Here is a 23,165-nt window from a genome sequence, read left to right as displayed (position 1 = left end):
GACGATGAGCTCTTCAATCAACGCGGCATCGAGCGGGCGCGGTACTGATACCGCGCCCGCTCGGCCCCTCGGAGAACTGGTCTTCGCAGGACTCATTGTTTGCGTCGGCATCGTTGGATTCGTCGCCGGGGCAGGAATCCCGATTCCTCCCTCAGCCGGTGTTGTCGGTCCCCGCGTTTTCCCCTTCATCGTCTCCGGCATCATGGTGGCCATCGGCATCGGGCTGATCATTCAGCTGCTGCGCGGGCACACCGGAGCCGCCGAGGAGGGCGAGGACATTGACCCCAGCGTGAAGACCGACTGGCTGACCGTCGGCAAACTCGTGGGGTTTCTCGCGATCCACATTGCACTCATCGTCCCCCTCGGCTGGCCGGTAGCGGCAGCCGTGCTGTTCTTCGGTGCCGCGTGGTCCCTCGGTGCCAAACCGTGGTGGCGCAACGCGATTATCGCCGTCGTACTCGCCCTGATCCTCCAGTTTGTGTTCGCAGGCCTCCTCGGAGTCTCGCTGCCGCCTGGGTTCCTCCTGGAAGGGGTGGCAATCTTCAATGGATAACTTCTTTGCACTGCTCGAAGGCTTCAGCGTTGCGATGCAGCCCATCTACCTGCTGTACGCGCTGGGAGGCGTACTGGTAGGTACTGCAGTAGGTGTCCTGCCCGGCATCGGCCCCGCCATGACAGTGGCGCTGCTCATGCCCATCACCTACAGCCTCGAACCCACGGCGGCGATTATCGTCTTCGCGGGCATCTACTACGGCGGTATGTATGGCGGGTCAACTACTTCGATCCTCCTGAACACGCCAGGTGAATCCGCCTCCATTGTGACCGCCCTGGAGGGCAACAAGATGGCCAAGGCGGGCCGGGGTGCTGCGGCGCTGGCGACGGCGGCGATCGGCTCCTTCATAGCCGGAACCGTGGCCACCGTGCTGCTCAGCTTCGTCGCACCTTACGTCGCCGAATTCGCCGTACAGATCGGACCCACCGAGTACGTCGCGCTGATGATCGTTGCATTCCTGACCGTCGGCGCCCTGCTTGGAGCCTCCGTGCTGCGCGGTCTCGCATCCCTGGCGCTGGGCCTTTTCATCGCGCTGATCGGCGTCGATGCACTGACCGCCCAGCAGCGCTACACCTTCGGCAACCCGTTCCTGGCGGACGGTATCGACGTCGTGCTTGTTGCAGTGGCGCTCTTCGCGGTCGGTGAGGCACTCTATGTAGCTTCACGGCTCCGCCACGGACCCGTGAAGGTGATTCCTGTCGCCGGACGCTGGACAAACTGGATGCGCAAGGAAGACTGGAAGCGATCCTGGAAGCCCTGGCTCCGAGGAACCTTCATCGGCTTCCCGGTGGGAACCATTCCAGCCGGCGGCGCCGACGTCGCAACCTTCCTGTCCTACGCTTCGGAGCGGAAGCTCGCAAAGGGCGAGCACAAGAAGCAGTTCGGCAAGGGAGCAATCGAGGGAGTCGCGGGGCCGGAATCGGCCAACAACGCGGCAGCTGCCGGCGTGCTGGTCCCACTCTTGACCCTTGGTATTCCGACGACGGCCACCGCGGCCATGATGCTCGTTGCGTTCCAGCGTTACAACATCCAGCCCGGACCCCTGCTGTTCGAAGTTGAGGGTGCACTGGTGTGGGCGCTGATCGCGAGCCTCTACGTCGGCAACCTGATGCTGCTGGTCCTGAACCTGCCACTCGTGGGCATCTGGGTGAAGATCCTGCAGATCCCACGGCCCTACCTCTACTCCGGGATCCTGGTCTTCGCCGCCATGGGCGCTTTCTCGGTGAACTTCACCCCCGTGGACGTCTTCGTCCTGCTGGTGGTTGGCGTGATCGGATTCTTCATGCGCCGCTACGGCTACCCGATCGCACCGATGGTGGTCGGCCTGATCCTCGGACCGATATTTGAGGACCAGCTGCGGCGCTCCCTGGCGATCTCGCAGGGCGACCCGATCGCCCTCGTGAGCACGCCGATCGCTGCGGCCATCTACGTGGTGCTCATTGTTATCTTCGTCCTCTCCTTCTGGCTGAAGAAGAGGCAGAAGGCCATGGAGTCCGAGGTCCTCGAAGAAACCACGGTCGCAGCAGTTGACCAGAAAGAAGGCGGAAGATGAGTGCCGTTGTACTCGGCTACGTGCCGAACGCGCTGGGCGATGCCGCGGCGAAGGCCGCTGTCGAAGAGGCGAAGCAGCGCGGTGCGAAGCTGGTGGTGGTCAACACCACCCGCGCTGACCGGCTGGTGGACCCCGCCTTCGCCGACGACGACGACATGTCCCGCCTCCAGCGCACGCTGCAGGCATCCGGTGTGGACTTCACCCTCCACCACGGAACTTCCAAGGACACCGCTGCCGAAGACGTGCTCGAAGCTGCCGAACGCAACGCTGCCGAGCTCATCGTCATCGGGCTGCGCCACCGCACGCCGGTGGGCAAGCTGATCATGGGCTCCACTGCCCAGTCGATCCTGTTGGGCGCCGCGTGCAACGTGCTGGCGGTAAAGGCCTGACGGCTGTCATGTGATGGCCTCGGCGGGTTCAACAACCCGCCGAGGCCATTGCTTTTTGGTCAGACGCTGGCCCGCTCGGCGAGAATCTCGTCGATCTGGCCAATCGCCTGCTGCAGTCCTTCCTCCATGCCCATGTCGAGCATCTGCTGGAGCTGGTCCACGCTCTCGAAGCGGGATGCCACGGTCATGCGCGTGCGGCCTGCTTCAACTTCCTCCAGGGTGATGACGGCGTGAGTCTCGCCCATCGCCTCGACCGGCGCACCCGCCTCATCAGCGAAGCCGTCGTCGAATTCAAGGCGGCTGGGTGATTCAATGGCGGTGAACTTCCACCAGCCCCGGCTCTTCTCTCCGTCGGGCCCGGTCATGTAGTAGCTGGCTGAGCCGCCTTCGCGGAACTCATGCTTGTCGAAAGTCGCCGGCCAGGTGGGCGGGCCCCACCAGCGCTCAAGCTGGCGCGGATCCTCCCATATCTGCCAAACGCGTTCGACGGCGGCGTCAAACTCTGCAACGACCGTGAGGCTGAGTGCCTCGAGGTCCTTTTCCGTGCTGATTACAGCCATGGTGCTGCCCTTCCTGATCTTGACTTCTAGCCCTCGGCGAGGATGTCCGCAATCCGGTCGACGCGTTGCCGCCAGATATTTTCGTACTCGTCCAGCAGTTGCCGTGCCTTCCTGACTGTTTCCCGGTTGGCGCGCACAATCTGCTCCCTTCCGCGCTTCTCCTTGGTGATGAGCGCTGCCTGTTCCAGCACCGCTACATGCTTCTGCACCGCCGCGAAGCTCATGGCGTAGTGCGCAGCCATGGCTGAAACCGAATGCTCCTCGCTGATGGCGCGGACAACAATGCTGCGCCGGGTACTGTCCGCGAGAGCGTGGAACAACCGGTCCACTTCAGATTCCGAAAGCTGATCTACAACCATTTGGTTGTAGATTATTCCCCAATGGTGACTGAGTCAAGGGTTTTGCCGGTGTTCCTAGAGGACGGTGTAGCGTGTCTGCACCGCACCGCCGTCAAGGGCCTTGACCTCATCGAGTTGCAGGCGCACATCGGCTGGGAGGGCACCAAACAGCGGCTTACCTTCTCCAATGAGCAGGGGGACCCGCGTGAGCGTGAGCGTCTTGATCAAGCCCGCCGCGAGGAACGTGCGCACTGTCCTGCCACCGTCGACGTACACGTTGCGCGCACCGTCGTCGTCGAGCATTGCCGTGACCTCATCCAGTGAGCGCGCAATCCGGATGCGGGGATCATCTGTCTGGAGCGTAGTGCTCAACACGTACACCGGTGTATCGCCGTAGAACCACTCCCCCATCGCCTCGACGATGTCGTACGTGCTCCTCCCCATCACCAGGTGATCCACCGAGGCCATGAACTCAAGGAAGCCTGACGCTTCGGGATCCTCCGCTTCGCCCGCGGCGCCCATCAGCCAGTCCAGATCATCATCGGCCCTGGCGATCATGCCGTCGACGCTCATTCCGATGAAGACGTGTCCGGACCACTGTCGCTCAGCCATGGAAGCATCGTAGACCCAGTGCTCGCCGAAGTGGATAGGGGGCGTCGAGGATTAACTCGACTGTGCCCCGCCCTGCGCCTGTGCACCCTCGCGGACGATCAGGTCCACGATGGCGAGGACCTCCTTCAGCTCTTCGCCGCTCTGCTGCTCAGAGCCCGCACCGGCGAAGAACGCGGCGTCGTAATACAGCCCGTCCCCGAGGAGCTTGACCGCACGGGCAACGGCCCGGCTTCCCAGCTCGGCCTCAAGGGCACCGAGCCACTGCTCCTGGATGAGCGCGAAGGTTGCCTGCGCCTTCGGGTGTCCCTGCTGCGCCAACCGCGCCATGGCAACAAGCGCCCGATCCAGCGGGCTGTTCTCATACATGGAGGTGCGCACGTAGTAACGCGCCGGGCCCTCGGGATCGGCGGCCATAGCCTCGCGGTCACGGGCAACCAGCCCTTCCAGACGCTCAGCCAGTCCATCAACCAGGGCTTCCTTGGAGGGGAAGTGGTAGAGCAGGCCGCCCTTGGAGACGTCAGCGGCTGCAGCGACCGATTCCATCGTGGCGCTCCGCTCGCCGTCGCTAATGAGAATGCTTTCGAAGCTGTCGAGGATCCGCTCCCGGGCACTGGCCATGACGTTCATCATACTGAAGCCTTCAGGCTTTACTGTACCGGCTGGACGGTATAGCTTTGATCCATGACTCAGTACATGTCTGTCTCGGCTGCGAACTCCCCGGTTGTCAGCACCCCTCTGGCCGGCCGCCGTGAGTGGGGCGCGCTCGCGGCCCTCATGCTGCCGGTCCTGTTGGTGGCGGTGGACAACACCGTTCTGAGCTTTGCCATGCCGGAAATCTCGCTGGCCTTCAACACCAGCGGCACAACGTTGCTGTGGATCATCGACAGTTATCCGCTGGTGCTCGCCGGCCTGCTCGTCGCGATGGGCAGCTTCGGAGACCGCTTCGGACGACGCCGGCTCCTCATGATCGGCGCCACCGGCTTTGCCGTATTCTCGGTTGCCGCCGCCTTCGCACCCACCGCGGAACTCCTCGTCGCGGCCCGTGTAGGGCTGGGCGTTTTCGGAGCCATGCTGATGCCTTCCACGCTGTCGCTGATCCGGAACATCTTCCTTGACCGCAATCAGCGCCGCCTTGCCGTCGCGGTGTGGGCTGCGGGCTTTTCGGCCGGTGCGGCACTGGGTCCACTGGTGGGTGGGGCGCTCCTGGAGCATTTTTGGTGGGGCTCGGTCTTCCTGCTGGCGGTCCCCGTACTGCTGGTTCTGCTCGCCGTCACGCCGCTCCTTGTCCCGGAGTCGGCAGATCCGAATCCCGGCCGCGTGGATTACGTCAGCATTGTGCTCTCCGTGGGAACAATGCTGCCCATCGTTTTCGCCATCAAGACCTTCGCCAAAGGGGGGTCGGCGGCGGTAGTCGCGGCCGCCGTCGTCATTGGTCTTGCCGCGGGAACGGGCTTTGTCCGGCGTCAGCTGACGCGCGAGAACCCGATGCTCGACGTGCGGCTCTTCACGGTTCGGCCGTTCACCGGCGCGGTGCTGGTGAACCTGCTCGCGATCTTTTCGCTGGTGGGGTTCCTCTACTTCGTATCCCAGCACCTACAGCTGGTACTAGGCCTCAGCCCGCTCGAGGCAGGCGTTGTGCTGGTGCCGGGCCTGGTCATGACGATCATTGCCGGGCTGACAGTTGTGCCCCTGGTGCGGCGGGTCCCACCACACCGGGTGGTACCGACGGCTTTGCTGCTCTCGGCGGCAGCCTATGCGTTTGTTGCCCTGACCAGCGAGGGCGGATCAATCGCGGCGTTGCTGGCAGCCTTCGTCCTGCTCGGCGCGGGAGTGGGAGCATCGGAGACGGTGTCGAACGACCTCATCCTGTCCAGTGTCCCGGCCGCCAAAGCCGGTGCCGCTTCGGCGATTTCCGAGACAGCCTACGAGGTTGGTTCCGTCTTCGGGACCGCGCTCCTCGGCAGCATCCTGCTGGCTTCCTACCAGGAGCACCTCGTGCTCCCCCCCGGACTGAGCGCAGGGCAGGGCACGACGGCGACGGAAACGCTGGGCGGCGCTATCAACGTTGCGTCGGAGCTGCCTGCCGAAACCGGCTCCCTCCTGCTCGAATCAGCGTTTCATGCCTTCGACAGCGGCGTGGTGGTCACTGCCGGTATCGGTGCGGTGCTCATGGTCGCCGCTGCGGCGCTGGCTTTCTGGAGCCTGCGCAAACCAACATCCGCATAGGGTTCATTAAGCAGGACACGCCGCGAATCCCGAAGGAAACGCGGCGTATCCTGCCAACTCAACGAGGTCTAGGCGGAGGGGTCCAGTGCTCCGTCGCAGGATGCACCCGGCTCGCGGGTCTGCTCGCCCTGGACATACTTTGCAAGGAAGGCGGCAAGGCGCTCATCCTCAGCTGAATCGACGCCGAGCTGCAGGCCCCACGCACTGGCCATGACCGGCGACTCCTGACCCTCGTACGGGCTCAGGAGGACGTAGCCCCGGTCACCCACCAGATCCGTGAGCGCGTCGATCTCCGACTGCGGCAGGTCCGGCTGGTACGTGATCCACACGGCGCCGTGCTCCAGAGAGTGGACCGTGTTCTCATTCGGAATCGGCTCCGTGTAGATGCCGCAGTTCGTCCAGAGCGGACTGTGGTCACCGCCCACCGGAGGAGCCTGCTCATACTCGACCGTGCCCTGCACATGCTCGAACGAGGTCACCTCGATGGTCTCAACGCCATCGATGTCCTGTCCGGCGAGCTCATCGATCCGGTTGTTCTCCTGGACCTGCTGCACGATCACGATTGTGACGGCGACGATGATGGCGACAATCACCAGCGCGATCCCGCCGAAAATCAAGCTGTTCCGCTTCCGTTCGCTGGCCCGCTGCTGTGACTGGAGTGCAGCCAACCGCGCCTGGCGGTCAATATTCTCCTGAGCTCGCTTCTTGTTCAACGCGCTGATTCCTTCTGTAACTTTCAAGGGGTTCGGGTCTAAATGTACCGGGCAGCAGACCTAGCGCTGCGCCAGGAGCTTTTCCATCTCCACAATTTCGATGACCTGCCCTTCCGCCATCTTCTGCGCCAGCTCGCGGACCCTCGGCTCCTGGGCCAGGTCCGCACCCGCGCGTGCCATATCGGCTCCTGCCTCATGATGGTCGATCATGAGCTCCAGATAGAGCCGTTCAGCGTCCTCGCCGGACGCTTCCGACAGTGCCTGCAGCTCTTCGGGCGTCGCCATACCGGGCATCAGGCCGTCAGGGGCGACCGTACCGGCGTCGCCCTGGAGGCCCTCTCCGGTGTGGGCGTGGCCGCTGCCGGCCATCCAGGCCATGCGGTCCGCATCGGTGCTCTGGGGCAGACCCCACTCCTGCAGCCACGCGTACATCTGGCCGATCTGGTGCTGCTGTGTCATCGCGATGTCATACGCGATGGTGCGCAGGACGACGTCGTCAGTCCTGTCGCGGACGATGCGTGACATCTCCACAGCCTGGGCGTGGTGGATCTGCATGTCGCGGGCGAATCCTGCGTCCGCGCTGTTATTGCCCGGGTTCTGCGGTGCCGCTGCCACTCTCCCGGCGGTGAAGGCGAGCGCAAACAGACCGGCCACGGCGACGAGGCCGAAGAGGAGGAGGACGCGCTTCTGCCACGCCTCAAGGTTGAGGGTCATGAAGGTTGCCTTTCGTGTCTTGCTATCTAACGTAGGGCACCGCAGCGATCGTTCCCACCTGCATACCCCCCAGGGGTACTTGACCTATACCCCCTAAGGGTATAAATTGAATGTGCGACCCGGGAGGAATCATGACGCAGGAAACCAGTGAACAGCACCACGGCTACACCGCCGACAAGGAGGCCTACCTCCGCCGGCTCAAGCGCATCGAAGGACAAGTGCGCGGGATCGCGCGGATGGTGGAGGAGGACAAGTACTGCATCGACGTCCTCACCCAGGTCTCGGCCGTGAACAAGGCCTTGCATGCTGTCAGCATCGGGCTCCTCGAGGAGCACATTGCTCACTGCGTTGTCGGCGCCGCCAACGAGTCACAGACCTCCGGAGACCCCCGGGCAGTCAACGAAAAAGTGCAGGAAGCCTCAGCAGCGATCAGTCGCCTGTTGCGGTAACCGGAACCCTGCAAGCCAACACAAGGAGAACAATCATGAGCACCACCACCGTCAGCATCTCGGGCATGACCTGCGGCCACTGCGTCGACTCCGTCACCGAGGAAATCTCGGCGATCGACGGCGTCCAGAGCGTCACCGTGGACCTGAACAAGGGCGGAATTTCCACCGCAGTCGTCAACTCCGAGAGCGACATCGACCCCGAGCAGATCGGCGAAGCAGTAGCTGAAGCCGGTTACGTCGTCGTCTCCAACGACGCGTAGCAACACGCCTACAGGCGGCCGGTGCCCAGCCGGCCCGGAAGGACCATCATGACCACCGAACCGGACGTTGCAGAGACAGCAGGCGCCACCCGGACCGTTGAACTGGATATCCAGGGCATGACCTGTGCCTCCTGCGTGGGCAGGGTGGAGCGGAAGCTCGGCAAGCTGGACGGTGTTGAGGCGAGCGTGAACCTGCCGTTGGAATCTGCGGTGGTCACGGCACCCGCGCACATCTCGGACGAGGACATCGTCAAGACCGTCAACGCCACCGGGTACACCGCGCAGTTGAAGAAGCAGGAGCACCAACCGGGGCCGTCGTCGGAAGGCGAACCGGCCGCTGCCGGGTTGGTGCCCGCTGGGCACGACGGCAGCCCCGACCACCTGACGCACGGCGGGACGGCCGCTCAACTGCGGCCGCGTCTGATCGCAGCCGCCATCCTCACCGTGCCGGTGTTCCTCATTTCGATGATTCCGCCACTTCAGTTCCCGCACTGGGGCTGGGTGGTGCTGGCGCTCAGCACGCCGGTAGTCACCTGGTCGGCCTGGTCCTTCCACAAAGCCGCGGCCATTAACGCCCGGCACTTCTCCTCCACCATGGACACACTCGTGTCCATCGGCGTTACGGCGGCCTACCTCTTCTCACTCGTGCAACTCCTCGCCGACCCCATGGTCACTGCGCACGTCGGAATGGACATGGGCGATCACGGGCTTTACTTCGAAGTGGCCACCGTAATCGTGACCTTCCTTCTGCTCGGGCGTTATTTCGAAGCCAACGCCAAGCAGCGGGCGGGTGATGCACTGAAGTCGCTCCTGGACCTAGGTGCCAAGGACGCGACCGTGCTGCGCGACCGCAACGGCGAACGCGTCGAAGTAAAGGTGCCGGCGTCGTCGTTGGTGCATGGTGACGAGTTCGTTGTCCGACCCGGCGAGAAGATTCCCACCGACGGCTTCGTTGTTGACGGCCGCAGCACTGTCGACACCTCTCTGATCACCGGGGAATCGCTTCCGGTCGAGGTTGGGCCGGAAAGCACGGTTACCGGTGCCACGATCAACACTTCCGGGCGCCTGATTGTCCGCGCAACCCGGGTGGGAAGCGAGACCACCCTCGCCCAGATGGGGCGGCTGGTCAGCCAGGCACAAAGCGGCAAGGCACCCATCGCCCGGCTTGCTGACCGGGTCAGCGCCGTGTTTGTGCCGGTGGTCCTGGTCATCGCTGTACTCACCTTCATTGCCTGGATGGTCCTAACGGGAGACGTGCAGGCCGCATTCACCGCCGCCGTCGCCGTCCTGGTGATTGCCTGCCCGTGTGCGCTCGGCCTTGCAACCCCGACGGCGCTGCTCACCGGTACAGGTCGGGGAGCCCAGCTCGGCATTCTTATCCGCGGGCCGCAGGTTCTTGAAGACACCCGAACGGTGGACACCATCGTCCTGGACAAGACCGGAACAGTGACCAGCGGCCGGTTGTCGGTGACGGACGTCGTCGTACTTGGTTCTCGTGGCCGTGAGGACGTGCTGGCGCTTGCGGCGGCCGTGGAGTCAGCCAGTGAGCACCCGATCGCCCAGGCCATCGCCGCGGCCGCGCCGGGGCACCCGAAGGTCAGTGATTTCGTGAGCGCCGCCGGTGGCGGCGTGCGCGGCACGGTTCGCGGCTCGGTGGTGCTGGCCGGGCGTGCCGGTTGGCTTGAAGAGAACGACGTCGTCATCACCGACGCGCACCGTTCGGCCCTCGCTGCGGAGCAGGAGGCCGGTTCCACTGCGATCTGGGTCGCGGTCGATGGCGAGGTTGTGGGGCTGATCAGCCTCCAGGACACCGTCAAGGAGTCTTCAGCCGCAGCCATTGCGAGGCTGAAGGAGCTGGGTCTTCGGCCGATGCTGCTCACCGGTGACAACGCCCCGGTCGCACGGAAGATCGCCGCGGAAGTGGGAATCGCGCCCGAGGACGTGATGGCTGATGTCCTCCCCCAAGGCAAGGTCGACGCCGTGAAACGGCTCCAATCGGAAGGAGCCACCGTGGCGATGGCCGGCGACGGCGTTAATGACGCCGCTGCGTTGGCGCAGGCGGACCTCGGTATCGCGATGGGGTCAGGTACCGACGTTGCAATTGAAGCCGCCGACCTCACCGTGATGGGCAACAGCCTCGACCAGGTGGCTCAGGCGATCGAGCTCTCACGCAAGACGCTCGGCACCATCAAGAGCAACCTGTTCTGGGCGTTCTTCTACAACACGATCGGCATTCCGGTTGCCGCGCTGGGCCTGCTGAACCCGATGATCGCCGGCGGCGCCATGGCAGCAAGCTCCGTGCTGGTGGTGGCCAACTCGCTACGGCTGCGCCGGTTCGGCAAGTAATCCCTCAGTTGCGCCGAGCGGAGGGCACGGGTTCGACGGCGTTCGGCTGGTCGAGCGGATCCGCGGGGTCCGCCGGTTGGCGCAGTTCGTCGATGCGGACGAGGACCACTCCCCCCACAATGAGCGCCCCGCCAAGCAACTGGATCGGAGAGGGAAGCTCGCCCAGGATCAGCCAGGACGCCAGGACTGCGAACATGACCTCCGTAAGCCCGACAAAGGATGCGACCTTCGAGCCGAGGCCACGAGCGGCGAAGATGCCAGTGACGTAGGCGAGCACCGTGGCGATCAGGACAAGCGCCAGAACCGGAACGAGCCAGTGAGTCTGCCAGCCGGCGAGGGTAACGTCGCGGAACTCGAACGTGAAGGGCATCACGCCCACGAGCCCGAGAACCAAGATTGTCAGCGCGCCGACCACCATGCCTCCGCCGGCCATGATGAGGGGTGGGAGATCGTCGTCGGCCTTAGCTGACATCACGAAGAACACGGCGAGACAGACAGCGGCTGCGAGTCCATAGAGCACGCCGATGGGGTCCAGCCGCTGGTCCCCGGTGAGGTCGAGAACGAGGAGCAGGCCCAGCATGGCCGCGATGGACCCGCTGATGGTCAGCCTGCTCGGCCCCCGACGGGAACGGGCCCACAGCCAGCCCACAATGAGCACGGGTGCGAGGTACTCGAGGAGCAGGGAGACACCGACGGACATGCGCTGCACCGCACTGAAGTAGAAGAACTGGCACAGCGCTATAGCGGTCACCCCGTAGATGATGAGCGTGAGCGCATTACGTCGGAGGGTGCCCCAGCGTCCGCGGAGGCCGATGGCGACGGGGATGAGCAACACGAGGGCAGCGCCGCCGATGCGGATTCCAACGGCGGCTCCCGGGCTCCAACCGATTTCCAGCAGTGACTTCGCGAACGGGCCGGAGACGCCGAAGCAGGCAGCCGACAGAAGCGCGAGCCACAGTCCGGTAGCGGTACCGCTTCTCATGGGACTCCTCATAACGTCATAACCAAAATGGTCTTACAGTGATGACGTTAAGCTCCGACGCGTTATGAGTCAAGACGGGTTACGGTCATAACTCATAGAGTGGGGTCAGGCTTTCTGCTTCGCGGCGGCCTTTGCTGCCCGTTTGGTCTCGCGCACCTTCGTGAGGGACTCCGGGTCCACGATGTCCGCAACGGACCGGAAGCTTCCTTCTTCACCGTAGGCGCCGGCCGATTCCTGCCAGCCCTGTCCGGTGAAGCCATAGCGTTTCCCGAGCAGCGCGAGGAAGATTTTCGCCTTCTGGTCACCGAAGCCGGGCAGGCCCTTCAGCCTCCGCAGAACCTCCGGACCGTCGGGTTCACCGCGGGTCCAGATCGCCGACGCATCACCGTCCCACTCGTCGACCACGGTGCGGCACAGCGACTGAATCCGTCCCGCCATGTTTCCGGGGTAGCGGTGCACCGCGGGAGGGGTACGGCACAACTCACCGAAACCGTCGGCGTCGTGATCTGCGATGGCGGCGGCAGCGAAGGTGCCCAGCCGGTCCTTGATCTTGGCCGGTCCGGCGAATGCCGTTTCCATTGCGACCTGCTGGTCGAGGAGCATGCCGACCAGGAGGGCAAGCGGATCGTCGGACAGCAGTTGATCCGCCTCGCTGTCACCGGTGATGTTTACGTTTGGAGCCATAGGTCCATGCTAACGAGCACTTCAGTGGTCCGGGTGGCCGTTCCCGGGGACTTCCCTGGCGAAGATCTTCAGCAGCGCCCCGACGTCGTGGTCTGATTCAGCGGGGTGCCTGAATGGGCGGTTCCCCTCCACAAGGTAGTGCGTCCGACGCCCCTCTTTCACGCGCTGGATGTACCCGGCCTCCTCGAGGTCCTTCAGGATGTGGAGGGTTGCGCGCCGTGTGATGCCCACACGTTTGGCGATATCTTCAACGAGCATGTTCGGATCGTATGCAACCGCCAGCAGAACGTGCCCATGGTTGGTGAGGATGGTCCACGAGGGGCGACTTTCGTCCCCCCTCGTGTCCTCCGGTTCCTGGCCTGCTGCCGGGCCCTCCACGGCACCCGACATGCCGCCTCCTTAGTTGTCTGTGCCTGTGTCCCCCTTGCCGGCACCCACACCGGCCACCACGCCATTCTTACGCCAAAGCGGCTGGAGGTCATCCATCTCTTCAGGTGTGGCCTCACGGAATGGAGGAGTCGTCGGCGTCGGGAGCACCTGGCGCTTCTGCCCACGAGTCGCAAGAAGGCTGGCCGCAACCGAGACGGCGAGGATCGTGAGGATTACTGCCAGGGAGATCGGGGTAGGAATGTAATAAAGGTCGACCTTGAGCACCATCTTGATGCCGACCCACACCAGCACCAGAGCCAGTCCGACCTTCAGATAGATGAATCGGTGGATCAGGTCTGCGAGGAGGAAGTACATGGCGCGCAGACCGAGAATTGCGAAGGCGTTGGCGGTGAACACGAGGAACACCTCATCGGTCACGGCGAAGATCGCGGGGATCGAATCGACCGCGAAGACGATGTCGGTGACCTCCACCATCACCAGGACAGCGAGCAACGGCGTTGCGAGAAGAAGTCCGTTTTTCCGCACGAGAAGGCGCTGACCGTAGAAGGTATCGGTCATGGGAACGTAACGCCGGAAGAGTTTCAGAGTCCGCGACTTCTCCGGGTCGATGTGCTCTTTGCGCTGCCTGAGCATCTTGTAGCCGGTGAAGATCAGGAATACCGCGAACACGTAGAGCACCCATTCGGCACTTGCGATAATCACCGCCCCGGCAGCGATAAAAATCCCCCGGAAGATGAGAGCTCCGAGAACGCCCAGGAAGAGGACACGGTGTTGGTACTGACGGGGCACACCGAAGAAGGCGAAGATGATGGCCCAGACGAAAACGTTGTCCACGGCGAGCGACTTCTCGATGACATAACCAGCGAAGTATTGCTGGCCGAACTCGGCGCCGTAATTGAGCCACACCACGCCGCCGAACGCCACACCCATGATGACCCAGACAAGCGACCAAATGGCGGCTTCGCGGACGGAGATAACATGTGCACGACGATGCGCCACCAGATCGACGGTCAGCATCAAAAGAATGAGGCCGATGACGGCCAACCAGAGCCACAAGGGCACGTTCATGGGGTACCTGCTTCCAGTCAGTTACTACCAACTGGAGGTCTTTCCCGCCGGACTGCCGGCCCGTCCACCGGGAAGCACTCGGGCCGCCGTAATGACGATGGACTGATAGGGGGATACTCCCCTCCGTTAGAACAAGTGAACCATAGTTCACCTTTTAGGAGCAACCTCCCGCAGGCGGCGCCGGAAGTCAGGCCGCACTGATCCCGAAGAGGCCGATGATCAGTGCCATCACCACGAAGGTAACCAGCTCGTGGGCGATGTTGAGGACAGTAAGTCCGGCGGGGCGCCCCTCGAAGGCATCATGTGTGATGAACCGTGACGCGGTGAACCCCGCCCACAGGATGACCGCGGTGATAAGGGTATTGACCAGGAAGTTGCCGCCGTAGAAATCTTGGGCGATGGCAGCGCTGCCCGCGAGGACCGAGGCGCTGATGAAACTGACCACGAGGGTGATGAGGATCGGCTTGACGGCGTCCTTCGCGTCTCCGCTCGGGTTCACTTTCGCTGTTCGCATCCAGTAGTTCCCGAAGACCTTGGGGGTGTACCAGATAGTGCCGATCACCATGGTGGAGAGCGTGGCGATGATGACGGCGAGGACGTTGATCTCCGGAACAGTCATGGTGCGCTCCTTGCGTTAGCGGGCGTCGTCGTCGGTGGCTCCAGGCCTGAAGCCACGGGGGTTGCCGTGCTCGTCAAGGTTTGCTGCCCCGCGCCGCATCTTGGAGGACGAGCGATTGATCCCCGTACCCTTTCCGAGATGCTCGTCGTTGGGCTTCTCCGTCATGAGCAGCAGCGCGCTGATTACGAGGGAGACGATGAAGGCAATGCCCGCGGCGGTCAGCCCCAGGTCGACGCGAAGTTCGCGTGTGCCCCCACCGGTGGCGAAAACCATGGTCGCAATTCCGGCGATGGCAGCAAGAACGGCAGAGAAAATGAGAGGACCCTTGACGCCCTTGACCTGCTTGGACACGGTTCCTTCTCCTCAATGTTTTCTACGAATAGTAGAAAGCTAGTTTACGGGCTTCGCGGGGGTTGCCGCGCCGGAGACCTGGCGGGAATCATGCCGGTAGCTGAGCGCCGCGAGAGCGAGGACGACGGCGGTGATCACCGCACCGCCACCTGCCACACCGAGCAGTGCGTGCGCCCCCAGCGCCTGGAACAGCGGCAGGAGAAGACCGGTCAGCGCCGTCACGATCCCGGTCAGGAGGAAGTCGCGGGCAGCCATGTGCTTCCCGCGGTTTCTGACCCACACGATGAGGTACACCACGCCCAGGAGGACCAGGGCAAGCGCTCCGGTCTGGGCGAACATGCTGTCGGTATGGACCCACAGATTCAGCAGCCCGACCACTGCGAGGAATACCGGCACCGTTCGGGTGAGCCAGGCAGGCATCGCGTCCTGCTTACGAAGACTTTGTTCTGTGAGGTGAACCGCGACGGCCAGCCCGAGGAAGTAGAGTCCCCCTGCGACGGACATCACGTGAACCGACGGCAGTCCCCAGAAAATTGTGAGCAGTCCGAATGCGCCGGCTACACCGGCATGCAGCAGAAAGGCGCGCCAGAGCCCGGGCAGCGCGGGCTTGCCTGCCGTTTCGGCGCTCATTTCCGGCCTTCCTGCGGGCATGTGGGACGTTGCAAGTTTAGTCCTAGGCCGCACCGGTAACCATCCAGCGGTCGTTCCGGACGCGCCACCCAAGGGTTAGCGCACGCGCCGCCATGTAACCGACGCCGAATGCCGCCCACAGCCAGACGATGCCCGCCTCACCCGTCAGATCAGCGCCGAACACCAGTGCGAGCAGTGGAATGTACAGGACAAGGTTCACGACGCCGGCGAGCGCCAGGTACTTCGCGTCCCCTGCACCGATGAGCACGCCGTCCAGAACGAAGACATACCCGCAGATGGGTTGTGCCGCTGCGAGCACCCAGAGGCCGACCGTGAAGGCGGTTTGCACAGATTCGTCCGTGGTGAAGATCCAGTCTAGGAATGGTGCGGCTGCCGCTAGCAACAGCCCGGTGAGGACACCGAATGCGACACCCCACCGGATCATTGTTCGTGTCAGGGCGTGCGCCAGCGCGCGGTTCCCGGCACCGAGTTCCTTCCCGATGAGTGCCTGTGCTGCGATGGCGAGCGCGTCCAGCGCGAACGCGAGGAAGGTGAAGATGGTCATCACCAGTTGGTGTGCTGCAAGTGAAACGGGCCCCTGTGCCGTCGCGACCACCACCGTCGCGAGGATTGCGAAGCGGAGGCTGGCTGTCCGCAGCATGAGCCACGAACCGACCCGGGCCGTGGCGCGGACTCCCCGCCAGGTCGGCCGCAGAGCCACCGAATTATTGCGCGAGAAACGGTAGATCATGATCAGGTAGACAATGGCCATGCCCCATTGCACGATGCTGGTGCCCAGCGCAGATCCGGCGACAGACAGCCCTGCTCCGTAGACCAGCAGGAAGTTGAGGACAATGTTCGCTCCGAACCCGACTGCCGCAACAACCAGGGGTGTGCGGGTGTCCTGCAGCCCCCTCAGCACACCTGTTGCAGCCAGGACGATCAGCATGGCGGTCAGTCCGGGCATCGAGAACCGGAGGTAGTCGACGGCGAACTGGTGCACCTGACCCTCCGCGCCCATTCCGGCGGCGAGCGCCGGCGCGAAAATCCAGCCCAGAATCGACAGGACTATACCGAGCAGAAGAGCCAGGCCAACGCCGTCGCGCCCTGCTGCGAGCGCATCCTGCATCCGGCCGGCCCCGAGAAAGCGGGCCACCGCGGGTGTGGTCGAGTAGGCGAGGAAAACCATGAGCCCGACGGCGGTCTGAAGCACGGTCGAAGCCAACCCCATGCCTGCCAGTTCATTCACTCCGAGGTGACCCACAATTGCGGAGTCAGCCAGGAGAAAGAGCGGTTCGGCGATGAGCGCGCCGAGAGCAGGCACAGCCAGGCGGAGGATGGAGCGGCCAAGCTGACGACGGTCGGGAACGGTGGTTGTCACGAAACCAGCCTAGGCGTCGCATCCGACAAAAGGAGGTGGGCCGTGACGCCGTCGTCGGCTGTAACTCGGTAGGCTGGATACCTGTTCGCTACAGATGGGACGTCCGTGAAAAATGGAGTAAAGCACTTCATCGTTGGTGGGGTGCTCATCTTTCTCAGCACCCTCTTCATCCCGCAGGGCCTGTCCGACTTTGCGGGCGCATCGGTTCGAGGTGAGCCCGTCGATCCGGGTTCACCGATGCTGCTGGCCATTGGCGCCGTACTGGTGGTGACCGCCATCATACTGTTCGCGCGGGGGCACGTGCTCCGGTACCGGACTCGGACGCGAGCAGCTGCGCAAAGGTGGGACTGACCGGGTCATAGGCCCTTTTCGACCATCTCCAGCAGACGCTGTGCAGCGAAGGTCCGCTGCTCCACGTCAAGCCCCCGGAGCGGCCCGTCGATGACCAGCATCGCAAACCCGTGCACTGACGACCACGCCAGGAATTCAGCCCCCATACGCCGCTCCGCCGGGAGGACACCCGCTTCGACCAAGCCGTCCAGCGCCGCGGACAACAGCTGAAACGGAGTCAGCCCGCTCTCCCCCGCCGAGTCCGCGGTGGCAGCATCGCGAAGGTCCACATGCTCCGCGAACGCCGTCCGGAATAGACCCGGTTGCGTCTGCGCGAAACGCATGTAACCCGCACCGACCGCGCGCAGGCGTGCCCTCGCGACGGCGGTACCGTCGTCGTTCTGGTCAATCTTCGACTGCTCATCCTCGATCGAACGGGCAAGCTCGGCCTGCGCCGCCATCGACACCGCGTGAAGAAGTGCACGCTTGTCCGCGAAATGCCGGTAGGCGGCGTTCGGTGTGACCCCTGCGCGGCGTGTGACCTCGCGAAGCACGACGGCGGACGGCCCGCCCTCGCGGGCAAGATCAGTTCCAGCGGCAACGAGTGCGCGATGAAGGTCACCGTGACGGTAAGTGGTGCGTTTCCGATGCGTCACGCCGCCTCCTCACGGTTGCCGAAGCCTGAAGTGCGCAGGTCAGACCGAATGTGAACACTGTGCACAAATTGTGCCACGGTGAGCCGATACATCGGGTCCACGCTCTCACCGGTACCGACTTATTGGCTGAATCATTCTTCGCCTTGCTCCGCGACGCGGCCGGGCAGAACGATCACGAACTCCAGCGGCTCATCGCGGACGTTCTTCCCCGGGTGTAATCCGCCATCCTACGAGGAGACTCTCCCCGTCATGGAACTGATGTGGAACCACCTCGCTCCTGCCGGACGAACTAACCATATGGCGAGAAACGGGAAGCAATTGGCCTTTCTTGTCAGCTACCTATCCCAAGTTGACGGCGACACAGCTAGATTCATTGCGAAGGTCAGTCAGAAAGCGGAGACCGACGAGGCGCTAGACAAGGTAGTGGAGGAAACATTCGACTTCCTCAGATTCTGGATCGACTGTAATCTGCCAGCAAGGTTGAGGGCCTTCGACCTCATTGCGGAGGAAGTCCTTCCGCAAAGGGGATTCAGCCAGGGAACTACGAGCCGTTCGCTGCTCAAGCCTCTAGCGAGTTCCGTCCTCCTTTAGCTCTAGTGGCTGAGGAGTTCGGAATCTCCCCCCAGGTGACCACGAAGCTCCTTCACTAGGTTCACCCTCGGAACGACCGTGACGAACTTCTGTGAGGGCCTACGATCACTTAACCTCGAACAGCTTCCGCAGCTAAGCCTCTTCGAAGCGGCTCTGCTAGAAAGAGCCCTCAGCAGTGATTGAAAGGGCTGAGTCCGGTTACGGAACGGCTAAGCGGGAATCCAACTATCGGTTTGAGTTCTAATCGGAAGAAGTGATTTCGCCGGCGCTCACCTACGTCGGCACCTCCGATTAGAACCTGACAACGACCCAGCCCGATGTAGACGGCCTCTCGTCGATTCCGATCACGAATCGCCGTCCACGGTCACAGCTATCGGCGTTTCGTTTAGAGCTCGGGGAGTAGAAACAGGTGCGAGAACTCCCGTTCCACGACGAAAATGACTATTTTCGCGCGTCACAAGCTCGGCCAATCCGTTGGCCGGGTAACGCCACAGTCACGGTAGCCGCGACACCTACAACCAACCTTCTACCTTCAGAAAGCGCGCTAGCGGCGGGCTGTTAGATCCGCCGAAATCAGCTTGGCCGTGGCCACAATCTCCTGGGCTACGGAGTCGAGATAGGCATCTGGGTCAGGCTGCGCCGCAACGGACTGCGCCTGGAGTGATACGTTCACAGCGGCCACCACTTTGGGCCCGTCGTAGACCGGTGCGGCTACTGACATCAGTCCGAGCTCCAACTCCTGGTCCAGCAGGCACCAGCCCTGGGCTCGGACGGTGTCCAGGACGGCCAGCAGCTCGGGGCCGGTTCTCAGCGCGCGCGGGGTGAGCGGTTTAATGTCGGCGGCCGCCAAGTACGCTTTCAGGTCTGCGTGCGGCAGCCCGGCCAGGAGCACCCTGCCCATGGAGGTGGCATACGCCGGGAAACGGGTGCCCACCGTGATGCCGACGTTCATGATGCGGCGGGTAGTAACCCGGGCGATATAGGCGATGTCCGTACCGTCCAGCACAGCGGCGGACGTGGATTCGCCCAGCTTCAGCGAGAGCTCCTCGAGGTGCGGCTGCGCGAGCTGAGGCAGCGAAAGTCCGGACAGGTAGGCGTAACCGAGCTGGAGAACCTTGGCGGTCAGCGCAAACTTCTTGCCGTCGTTCCGCACGTAACCCAGCTCCACCAGCGTGTGCAGGAACCGCCGCGCCGTAGCCCGCGTCAAATCGGTCCGGCCTGCGACTTCCGACAGGGTCATGACCGGGTGGTCAGTATCGAACGCCCGGATGACGGCCAGCCCGCGCGCCAGCGACTGTACGTACTGGTCGCTGGCTTGCGGAACACCCGCTGCTGCTGCCTCGGTCATGGTTACCAATCCTATTGCCGTCCTCAGGCAGCCCCGGCAGCCTGGAGCGGGACGGGGACCAGTTCCAGGAGTTCCTCGAGGGTGCAGCCGAAGGTTTCACGGACGGTGACACCGTCCGGGCCGGTCAGGAAGACAGCCTTGTCCGTGTACACGCGCGTGACGCAGCCGACACCGGTGAGCGGGTAGGTGCAGGTGTCGACGATCTTGGAGGCGCCTTCGCGGGTCAGCAGGGTCATCATCACGAAGACGTCTTTGGCACCGGTGGCCAGGTCCATGGCACCGCCGACGGCGGGAATCGCCCCGGGAGCGCCGGTGTGCCAGTTGGCCAGGTCACCGGTGGCGGAAACCTGGAACGCGCCGAGCACGCAGATGTCCAGGTGCCCGCCGCGCATAATCGCGAAGGAATCCGCATGGTGGAAGTAAGACGCGCCGGGGAGTTCGGTGACGGGGATCTTGCCGGCGTTGATGAGGTCGCCGTCGATATCGTCGCCCTTGGCTTCGGGTCCCATCCCGAGCATCCCGTTCTCCGTGTGGAGCGTGATGTTCTGCTCCGCGGTGAGGTAGTTCGACACCAGGGTGGGCTGGCCGATCCCCAGATTCACGAAGGAGCCCGGGGCGATGTCCCGGGCCACCAGACGGGCCAGATCGTCACGGCCCATGGCCGTCTCCGAGGTCTTGAAGGATGTTGCAATGCTCATCTCAGGCTGCCTTCTCTGTGGTTCCACCGGCTACGCGGACAATGCTGTTGACGTAGATGCCGGGGGTGACGATGTTTTCCGGGTCCAGCCCGCCGGTGGGAACGATCTCGGACACCTGGACGATGGTGTGCCTGGCAGCGGCGGCCATGATCGGGCCGAAGTTCCGGGCCGTCTTGCGGTAGACGAGGTTGCCCTTGCCGTCGGCCTTGAGGGCCTTGATCAGGGCGACGTCGGCGTGGATGGGGGTCTCGAAGACCTGGCCGCGGCCGTCGATCATCCGGGTCTCCTTGCCCTCGGCGAGCATGGTCCCGTAGCCGGTGGGCGTGAAGAACCCGCCGATCCCGGCCGCGGCGGCGCGGATGCGCTCGGCCAGGTTGCCCTGCGGGACGAGTTCCAGTTCGATCTCGCCGGCCTTGTACTTGGCGTCGAAGTGCCAGGAATCGGACTGCCGCGGGAAGGAACAGATCATCTTCTTCACCCGGCCTTCCTTGATCAGCAGGGCCAGGCCCTGGTCACCCTGGCCGGCGTTGTTGTTCACCACCGTCAGGTCCCTGGCACCGCAGTCCATCAGCGCGTCAATCAGCTCGAACGGCTGGCCGGCGTTGCCGAACCCGCCGATCATCACGGTGGAGCCGTCCTTGATCCCGGCCACGGCCTCAGTGACCGTATCGACGAAGTTCAGCATGACTCAGGCCTTTCCCTTGGAAGCAGTAACGTTTTCAAGCACGACGGCAAGGCCCTGGCCCACGCCGATGCAGATTGCTGCGACGCCCCAGCGTTCGCCCGAGGCCTGCAGGGACCGGGCGAGGGTGCCCAGGATCCGGGTTCCGGAGGCGCCCAGCGGGTGGCCCATCGCGATGGCGCCGCCGTGCCGGTTCACGATCAAGGGATCGATGCCCCACGCGCTGATACAGGCAAGGGACTGGGCGGCAAAAGCCTCGTTAAGTTCGACGGCGCCCACCTGGTCCCAGCCGATGCCCGCCTTCGCCAGGGCTTTGTTCGCCGCCTCCACCGGGGCAAACCCGAAGTACTGGGGGTCATTGCCGTGCGCGCCGCGCCCGGCGATGCGGGCCAGCGGCTCCAGCCCCAGCAGCCCGGCGGCGCTGTCGGATCCTATCCAAGCCGCGGAGGCGCCGTCGGACAGCGGGGAAGCATTCCCGGCGGTGACCGTGCCACCCACCTCGGCGCCCTCTGGCTCTGAACGGAACACCGTCTTCAACGCCGCGAGCTTCTCGGCCGTGGAACCCGGGCGGATGCCCTCATCCCGCACCAAATCAGTACTGGGAACCGGGGCCACCAGGTTGTCGTAGAACCCTTCATCCCACGCGGCTGCAGACAGGTTATGCGAATCCGCAGCGAACTGGTCCTGGGCCTCCCGGGTGACACCATACTTCTCGCGCAGACGCTCGGTGGCCTCACCAAGCGAGATGGTCCACTCCTTCGGCATCGCCTTGTTCACCAGCCGCCAGCCCAGCGTCGTGGACGCCAGAATCATGTCCCCGGCAGGGTACGGCTTCTCCGTCTTGGGCAGCACCCAGGGCGCGCGGGACATCGACTCGGCACCGCCCACCAGCATCAGCTCCGCGTCACCGGCGTTGATCTGGCGCGAAGCGATAATCGCGGCATCCAGGGATGAGCCGCACAGCCGGTTGACCGTGGTCCCCGGAATCGACACCGGCAACCCGGCCAGCAAAGTCCCCATCCGGGCGATGTTCCGGTTCTCCTCACCGGCGCCGTTGGCGTTACCGAACACCACCTCATCAATCCGCTCCGGCTCCAGCGCCGGTGCCCGCTTCACGGACTCCCTGATCACATGCGCAGCGAGGTCATCCGGACGGACACCGGCGAGGCCGGATCCGAACTTCCCGAAAGGGGTGCGCACGGCGTCGTATACAAAAGCCTGGTTCATGAGGTTGTATCCATTTCTCGAAGACCTGCTTTGCAGTCTTGAAGGCGGTGTTGGCGGGCGGAAATCCGCAGTAGATGGCGGCCTGCAGCAGGATTTCCTTACTCTCCTCCAGGCTCAGGCCGTTGGTGAGGGCAGCGCTGATGTGCACGACAAGCTCTTCCCAGTGGCCGTGCGCCGCCATGGCTTTGATGGTCACGGCGGAACGCTTCTGCCGGGGCAGGTCCGGGTCCAGATGCCACGGATCCGCGTGGTCATATGCTGGAAATCCTCGTTAATGTCGTCCAACTCCAAGAGGTAGGACAGCCCTCTTAAACCACTACTAGGTAGGACTCAATTCGTTGTCTATTGCGTGCAGCTCCTTTGGTAACGGCGCGGGAAATCCGCGTCACGGCAGCTGATTCGCTATTGGTGTTTACACTACAGCAGATGTTCGTAGCTTGCACGTTTGTTCGGCATACGAACGTGTACGTTCCACTATCGCGTTCGAGTTTTCAGCTTGTTGGTAAAAGGGGGCATCCCGGCAATCCGGCTAATCGCCCAGCCGCGCGTCCGCCAACTAAGTAACCAAAAATAATACCCCTCGAGCCCGAACCTCCAGGTTTGATAGTCAATCATCGGCCCGACTTCGGCAGGACGTCCCCGTAACCGTCACCGGAAGGGGCCCTCAGCATCTGGCATTCCCCCGCCACATCACCCCGCACCAGCCGTTCTAGGTGACCACGAACCTCCAGGCCTGCAGGAGTTGCCAACCCCCAGCCGCCTCGAGAGCCATCCATTCGCAGCAGCGTGGCTGCTCGGAGGCATCAGCCCCAACAC

General features: G+C 63.6%; 28 protein-coding genes and 1 pseudogene. 9 read left to right on the top strand and 20 right to left on the bottom strand.

Annotated features, from left to right (window positions below):
- Positions 1-4 precede the first annotated feature (4 nt).
- Genes AC4D1W_RS15915 through AC4D1W_RS15905 form a run of 3 tightly spaced genes read left to right on the top strand, consistent with a single transcriptional unit; the run spans position 5 to position 2,494 of the window.
- Positions 5-553, top strand: a complete 549-nt coding sequence (locus AC4D1W_RS15915) for a tripartite tricarboxylate transporter TctB family protein (RefSeq protein ID WP_490892962.1) — start codon at positions 5-7, stop codon at positions 551-553.
- A complete protein-coding gene (locus AC4D1W_RS15910) occupies positions 546-2,105 on the top strand; it encodes a tripartite tricarboxylate transporter permease (RefSeq protein ID WP_490899395.1) in 1,560 nt (519 codons plus the stop codon). Before AC4D1W_RS15915 ends, AC4D1W_RS15910 begins: the two co-directional genes overlap by 8 nt.
- Positions 2,102-2,494: a universal stress protein gene (locus tag AC4D1W_RS15905; RefSeq protein ID WP_490892960.1), complete on the top strand. Its 393-nt coding sequence runs from the start codon at positions 2,102-2,104 to the stop codon at positions 2,492-2,494. Before AC4D1W_RS15910 ends, AC4D1W_RS15905 begins: the two co-directional genes overlap by 4 nt.
- A gap of 59 nt (positions 2,495-2,553) precedes the next feature.
- Here AC4D1W_RS15905 and AC4D1W_RS15900 read toward each other — a convergent pair whose 3' ends face one another.
- The 4 genes from AC4D1W_RS15900 to AC4D1W_RS15885 are packed head-to-tail and all read right to left on the bottom strand — an operon-like array spanning position 2,554 to position 4,622.
- Positions 2,554-3,054 carry an SRPBCC family protein gene (locus AC4D1W_RS15900; protein WP_490899394.1) on the bottom strand — a complete coding sequence of 167 codons (501 nt, stop codon included), beginning with the start codon at positions 3,052-3,054 and terminating at the stop codon, positions 2,554-2,556.
- A gap of 26 nt (positions 3,055-3,080) precedes the next feature.
- Positions 3,081-3,413 carry an ArsR/SmtB family transcription factor gene (locus AC4D1W_RS15895; RefSeq protein ID WP_490892958.1) on the bottom strand — a complete coding sequence of 111 codons (333 nt, stop codon included), beginning with the start codon at positions 3,411-3,413 and terminating at the stop codon, positions 3,081-3,083.
- 54 nt (positions 3,414-3,467) lie between these two features.
- Entirely contained in the window at positions 3,468-4,004 is a 537-nt protein-coding gene (locus tag AC4D1W_RS15890) for a dihydrofolate reductase family protein (RefSeq protein ID WP_490892957.1), read from the bottom strand.
- A 51-nt stretch (positions 4,005-4,055) separates the two neighbouring features.
- Positions 4,056-4,622: a TetR/AcrR family transcriptional regulator gene (locus AC4D1W_RS15885; protein WP_490899393.1), complete on the bottom strand. Its 567-nt coding sequence runs from the start codon at positions 4,620-4,622 to the stop codon at positions 4,056-4,058.
- Positions 4,623-4,685: 63 nt separating this feature from the next.
- Here AC4D1W_RS15885 and AC4D1W_RS15880 point away from each other — a divergent pair, with 63 nt between their 5' ends.
- Positions 4,686-6,230: an MFS transporter gene (locus AC4D1W_RS15880; protein WP_490899392.1), complete on the top strand. Its 1,545-nt coding sequence runs from the start codon at positions 4,686-4,688 to the stop codon at positions 6,228-6,230.
- 68 nt (positions 6,231-6,298) lie between these two features.
- On the opposite strand, the gene AC4D1W_RS15875 is transcribed toward AC4D1W_RS15880, so the two are convergent.
- Complete coding sequence (locus AC4D1W_RS15875) at positions 6,299-6,943, bottom strand: thioredoxin-like domain-containing protein (RefSeq protein ID WP_490899391.1); 645 nt, start codon at positions 6,941-6,943, stop codon at positions 6,299-6,301.
- A 60-nt stretch (positions 6,944-7,003) separates the two neighbouring features.
- Positions 7,004-7,657: a DUF305 domain-containing protein gene (locus tag AC4D1W_RS15870; protein WP_490899390.1), complete on the bottom strand. Its 654-nt coding sequence runs from the start codon at positions 7,655-7,657 to the stop codon at positions 7,004-7,006.
- A 131-nt stretch (positions 7,658-7,788) separates the two neighbouring features.
- Here AC4D1W_RS15870 and AC4D1W_RS15865 point away from each other — a divergent pair, with 131 nt between their 5' ends.
- Genes AC4D1W_RS15865 through AC4D1W_RS15855 form a run of 3 tightly spaced genes read left to right on the top strand, consistent with a single transcriptional unit; the run spans position 7,789 to position 10,712 of the window.
- Positions 7,789-8,106, top strand: coding sequence for a metal-sensitive transcriptional regulator (locus AC4D1W_RS15865; protein WP_490899389.1), 318 nt, complete (start codon positions 7,789-7,791; stop codon positions 8,104-8,106).
- Positions 8,107-8,141: 35 nt separating this feature from the next.
- Positions 8,142-8,366, top strand: coding sequence for a heavy-metal-associated domain-containing protein (locus AC4D1W_RS15860; RefSeq protein ID WP_490892951.1), 225 nt, complete (start codon positions 8,142-8,144; stop codon positions 8,364-8,366).
- Positions 8,367-8,414: 48 nt separating this feature from the next.
- Positions 8,415-10,712 carry a heavy metal translocating P-type ATPase gene (locus AC4D1W_RS15855; RefSeq protein ID WP_490899388.1) on the top strand — a complete coding sequence of 766 codons (2,298 nt, stop codon included), beginning with the start codon at positions 8,415-8,417 and terminating at the stop codon, positions 10,710-10,712.
- A gap of 4 nt (positions 10,713-10,716) precedes the next feature.
- Here AC4D1W_RS15855 and AC4D1W_RS15850 read toward each other — a convergent pair whose 3' ends face one another.
- From AC4D1W_RS15850 to AC4D1W_RS15815, 8 genes are all read right to left on the bottom strand, one after another.
- A complete protein-coding gene (locus AC4D1W_RS15850; RefSeq protein WP_490899387.1) occupies positions 10,717-11,694 on the bottom strand; it encodes an EamA family transporter in 978 nt (325 codons plus the stop codon).
- Positions 11,695-11,799: 105 nt separating this feature from the next.
- Positions 11,800-12,378: an HhH-GPD-type base excision DNA repair protein gene (locus AC4D1W_RS15845; RefSeq protein ID WP_490899386.1), complete on the bottom strand. Its 579-nt coding sequence runs from the start codon at positions 12,376-12,378 to the stop codon at positions 11,800-11,802.
- Positions 12,379-12,399: 21 nt separating this feature from the next.
- Complete coding sequence (locus AC4D1W_RS15840) at positions 12,400-12,768, bottom strand: helix-turn-helix transcriptional regulator (RefSeq protein WP_490899385.1); 369 nt, start codon at positions 12,766-12,768, stop codon at positions 12,400-12,402.
- Between the two features lie 9 nt (positions 12,769-12,777).
- Positions 12,778-13,836, bottom strand: coding sequence for a TerC family protein (locus AC4D1W_RS15835; protein ID WP_490899384.1), 1,059 nt, complete (start codon positions 13,834-13,836; stop codon positions 12,778-12,780).
- 187 nt (positions 13,837-14,023) lie between these two features.
- Complete coding sequence (locus AC4D1W_RS15830; RefSeq protein ID WP_490899383.1) at positions 14,024-14,455, bottom strand: DUF1761 domain-containing protein; 432 nt, start codon at positions 14,453-14,455, stop codon at positions 14,024-14,026.
- A 15-nt stretch (positions 14,456-14,470) separates the two neighbouring features.
- Positions 14,471-14,806 carry a hypothetical protein gene (locus AC4D1W_RS15825; protein WP_490892944.1) on the bottom strand — a complete coding sequence of 112 codons (336 nt, stop codon included), beginning with the start codon at positions 14,804-14,806 and terminating at the stop codon, positions 14,471-14,473.
- A 39-nt stretch (positions 14,807-14,845) separates the two neighbouring features.
- Positions 14,846-15,436, bottom strand: coding sequence for a hypothetical protein (locus tag AC4D1W_RS15820; protein ID WP_490899382.1), 591 nt, complete (start codon positions 15,434-15,436; stop codon positions 14,846-14,848).
- A 43-nt stretch (positions 15,437-15,479) separates the two neighbouring features.
- The gene (locus AC4D1W_RS15815) at positions 15,480-16,817 is read right to left on the bottom strand and encodes an MATE family efflux transporter (RefSeq protein ID WP_490899381.1); all 1,338 of its coding nucleotides are present in this window, start codon (positions 16,815-16,817) and stop codon (positions 15,480-15,482) included.
- Positions 16,818-16,922: 105 nt separating this feature from the next.
- Between AC4D1W_RS15815 and AC4D1W_RS15810 the strand changes: the two genes are divergently transcribed.
- Positions 16,923-17,168 (top strand): hypothetical protein, encoded by a 246-nt coding sequence (locus AC4D1W_RS15810; RefSeq protein WP_490899380.1) that lies wholly within the window; start codon positions 16,923-16,925, stop codon positions 17,166-17,168.
- 5 nt (positions 17,169-17,173) lie between these two features.
- On the opposite strand, the gene AC4D1W_RS15805 is transcribed toward AC4D1W_RS15810, so the two are convergent.
- Complete coding sequence (locus tag AC4D1W_RS15805; protein WP_490899379.1) at positions 17,174-17,803, bottom strand: TetR/AcrR family transcriptional regulator; 630 nt, start codon at positions 17,801-17,803, stop codon at positions 17,174-17,176.
- A 249-nt stretch (positions 17,804-18,052) separates the two neighbouring features.
- Here AC4D1W_RS15805 and AC4D1W_RS15800 point away from each other — a divergent pair, with 249 nt between their 5' ends.
- A complete protein-coding gene (locus AC4D1W_RS15800; RefSeq protein ID WP_490899378.1) occupies positions 18,053-18,394 on the top strand; it encodes a hypothetical protein in 342 nt (113 codons plus the stop codon).
- Positions 18,395-18,938: 544 nt separating this feature from the next.
- Here AC4D1W_RS15800 and AC4D1W_RS15795 read toward each other — a convergent pair.
- The 5 genes and pseudogenes from AC4D1W_RS15795 to AC4D1W_RS15775 form a co-directional block, all read right to left on the bottom strand.
- A complete protein-coding gene (locus tag AC4D1W_RS15795) occupies positions 18,939-19,742 on the bottom strand; it encodes an IclR family transcriptional regulator domain-containing protein (protein ID WP_490899377.1) in 804 nt (267 codons plus the stop codon).
- Between the two features lie 23 nt (positions 19,743-19,765).
- The gene (locus tag AC4D1W_RS15790; protein WP_490899376.1) at positions 19,766-20,440 is read right to left on the bottom strand and encodes a 3-oxoacid CoA-transferase subunit B; all 675 of its coding nucleotides are present in this window, start codon (positions 20,438-20,440) and stop codon (positions 19,766-19,768) included.
- A 1-nt stretch (position 20,441) separates the two neighbouring features.
- A complete protein-coding gene (locus AC4D1W_RS15785; protein WP_490899375.1) occupies positions 20,442-21,125 on the bottom strand; it encodes a 3-oxoacid CoA-transferase subunit A in 684 nt (227 codons plus the stop codon).
- A gap of 3 nt (positions 21,126-21,128) precedes the next feature.
- Positions 21,129-22,349 carry a thiolase family protein gene (locus AC4D1W_RS15780; RefSeq protein ID WP_490899374.1) on the bottom strand — a complete coding sequence of 407 codons (1,221 nt, stop codon included), beginning with the start codon at positions 22,347-22,349 and terminating at the stop codon, positions 21,129-21,131.
- Positions 22,267-22,631 (bottom strand): annotated as a pseudogene (locus AC4D1W_RS15775) (carboxymuconolactone decarboxylase family protein); the annotation flags it as partial. The gene AC4D1W_RS15780 and the pseudogene AC4D1W_RS15775, both read right to left, overlap by 83 nt.
- Positions 22,632-23,165 lie beyond the last annotated feature (534 nt).

The organism is Arthrobacter sp. TJ-170 (assembly GCF_058269305.1).
Note: the sequence above shows the minus strand (reverse complement) of the source record. Positions and strands in the feature narration are given on the sequence as shown.